Consider the following 2,853-nt stretch of genomic DNA (forward strand, 5'->3'; position numbering starts at 1 on the left):
CCCCTCGGCGGTCATCGGCGACTTGTAGTAGAAGGAAAGCCATTCCTGGATGCCCTTCATGCCGGCTCGCTTGGCCAAGTCCATGAAGAGGACCAAGTCGAGGACCAGCGGGGCCGCCAGGATGCTGTCGCGGCAGAGGAAGTCGATCTTGAGCTGCATGTCGTAGCCGCACCAGCCAACCAAGTCGATGTTGTCCCAGCCTTCCTTGTTGTCGCCGCGCGGCGGGTAATAATGGATCCGGACCTTGTGGTAAAAATTGCCGTAGAGGTCGGGATAAAGCTCGGGTTGGAGGATGGTGTCGAGGACGCCCAGCTTGCTCTCTTCCTTGGTCTTGAAGGAATCGGGGTCGTCCAGGACCTCGCCGTCGCGGTTGCCCAGGATGTTGCTGGAGAACCAGCCGCTCAGCCCCAAGTAGCGGGCCTTGAGGCCCGGCGCCAGGATGGTCTTCATCAGGGTTTGGCCGGTCTTGAAGTCCTTGCCCGAAACCGGCGACTTGGTCTCCTGGGCCAGCTCCAGCAAGGCCGGGATGTCGGTGGTCAGGTTGGGCGCGCCGTTGGCGTAGGGGACGCCCAGCTTCAAGGCCGCATAGGCGTAGATCATGCTGGGCGAAATCGTCTTGTCGTCCTTGTCGAGGGCGGCCTCGAAAGCCTTCAGGCTTTGATGGGCCGGACCGGGTTGGATGAAGACCTCGGTCGAGCCGCACCAGATCACGACCAGGCGCTTGGCGCCGGAGGTCTTCTTGAAGTTCTCGATGTCGGCGATGACCTGGGTGGCCAATTCGCGGCGGCTGCCTTTCTTGACGTGGGTTCCGTCGAGCTTCTTGACGTAATTCTTGTCGAAAGCCCCGGCCATCGGCTTGAGCTGTGAGAGGACTTCCTTAATGGGATCGAGGTCGCTTTGATTGAGGACGCCGGCCTTACTGGCCGCCTCGAAGGCATTGTCCGGGAAGATATCCCAGGCGCCGAAGACCAGATCTTCCAGCTGGCTGATCGGGACGAAATCCTTGACCAGGGGGTTCTTCTTGTCGGTGCGCTTGCCGAGCCGGATATGGCCCAGCTGGGTGAGGGAGCCGATGGGCTTGGCCAAACCGCGCTTGATGAGTTCGACGCCGGCGACGAAGGTCGTGCTGACCGCGCCCAAACCGACGAGTAAAATGCCCAGTTTGCCATCGGCCGCTTCGATCGGCCTGCCCTTTTGAGTCATATAAAAGCCTTCTCCTATGGGTTGAGGGAGTTCAGAGTCCGCGCCCTATAACACCCGGTATGGACTGTGTAAACGTCGATTTCAGAAGGACGAAGCTTGAATCGAGACCTTATTTCGTACAGAAATCCCGGTCCAAAACAATGAAATGATTGAAAAATTGACAGCAACTTTTCAGTGACATTACCGAGATCCTATTTGTTCCAACACTGTTATAGGAAACCACTGTGAGTAGTCATTCCGCCTCTGGGTGCACGGACGGCGGAGGAGATTCCGTCTCTTCCGAGGAAAGTTCGTTTTTTGCCGGACAAGTGAGGGGCCTCGGTTCTTTAACCCTCGATGCTTCCGCCAAACTGGCTTTGCGCGGCAAGATCGAATCCAGCCTGCATCATCTGTTTCAAGTTCCCCAACTAGTCGACGGTCTGACCGACTATCTTTCCGAAGTGGTCGCCGAAGACGATCAAAGCGCCCTGGCCTGGGGAATCTGACCCCGGTTGTCTTCCGGGCAGCGGTAAGCGACGGCTTCGCCGACGTGGGCCGCGGAAATTTCCTCGACTCCTTCCAAATCGGCGATGGTCCGAGAGACTTTCAAGATCCGGTGATAGGCCCGGGCCGAGAGCTCCCATTTTTCCACCGCTCTTTCCAAGAGGCGCAGCGCTTCGCCCTTCAAATCGCAAAATCGACGCAATTCCTGGTTCCGCATTTGGGAATTGGCGAGCAGTCCCAGGGGACCGAGCCGGCGCCGCTGCCGCTCCTGGGCTTGGGCGACTCGGGCCCGGACTCGAGCGCCGCTTTCGGCCGGTTCAGTGGCGGCGAGCTCTTGAAAATCCAGCGGCGGGACTTCGACCTTGAGGTCGAAGCGGTCGAGCAGGGGGCCGCTGATCCGGCTTTGGTAGCGTTGGATGGCGACGCTCGGGCAAAAGCATCGGTCCTTGGCTTGGCCGAATTTTCCGCAGGGGCAGGGGTTCATGGCCGCCACCAAGAGAAAGCGGGCGGGAAAGGTCATGCGTTGCCGGGCCCGGACGATGGTCACCGCGTGGTTTTCCAATGGTTGGCGGAGGGTTTCCAGCGAAGGACGCCGGAACTCGGGCAGCTCATCGAGGAAAAGAACGCCATGATGGGCCAGGCTGACTTCGCCGGGCCGAGGCCAAGAGCCACCGCCGATCAGACCTGCTTCGGACACGCTGTGATGAGGGTTACGGAAAGGCCGGGATCGCATCAAGCCGCCTTCGATCGGCTTGTCCTGGCAGAGGGCGTGAATGCGGCTGGTGACGAGGCTTTCCTCGAAGCTGAGCTCGGTCAAGATTGAGGGCAGGGTCGAGGCCAAGAGGCTTTTGCCCGAACCGGGAGGGCCAACCATCAATGCCGGGTGAAAGCCGGCGGCGGCAATCTCGAGCGCCCGCTTGGCATAGGCTTGGCCCTTCACTTCCGAGAAATCGGGCGAGGTCGAAGAGTCGGTCGGCGAATGAGGCGCCGCAATCGTTACCGGCAGATCCTTCTGACCTTGGAGAAACTCCACCACCGCCGGCAGATCGGCCGAGCTGCGCACGTCCAGGCCCTCGATCAGGGCCGCCTCCGGCGCATTCTCCCCCGGCAGGATGAGTCCCTTCCAACCCTGCTGCTTGGCGAGCAGGGCGACGGCTAGGGCGCCGC

General features: G+C 60.5%; 3 protein-coding genes. 1 reads left to right on the forward strand and 2 read right to left on the reverse strand.

Features of this window, described 5'->3' with window-relative positions; all coding sequences use genetic code 11:
* A partial coding sequence (locus VJR29_04000) for an inositol-3-phosphate synthase (GenBank protein HKY62560.1) occupies positions 1-1,203 on the reverse strand: 1,203 nt, incomplete at its 3' end.
* A 308-nt stretch (positions 1,204-1,511) separates the two neighbouring features.
* Between VJR29_04000 and VJR29_04005 the strand changes: the two genes are divergently transcribed.
* Positions 1,512-1,688 carry a hypothetical protein gene (locus tag VJR29_04005; protein HKY62561.1) on the forward strand — a complete coding sequence of 59 codons (177 nt, stop codon included), beginning with the start codon at positions 1,512-1,514 and terminating at the stop codon, positions 1,686-1,688.
* Here the strand turns inward: VJR29_04005 and VJR29_04010 are convergent.
* Positions 1,661-2,853 (reverse strand): YifB family Mg chelatase-like AAA ATPase (locus VJR29_04010; protein HKY62562.1); only part of this gene is annotated, 1,193 nt, incomplete at its 5' end. The two genes, VJR29_04005 and VJR29_04010, sit on opposite strands and share 28 nt — an antisense overlap.

It is taken from the genome of bacterium (assembly GCA_035281585.1).
GTDB lineage: Bacteria > UBA10199 > UBA10199 > DSSB01 > DSSB01 > DATEDP01.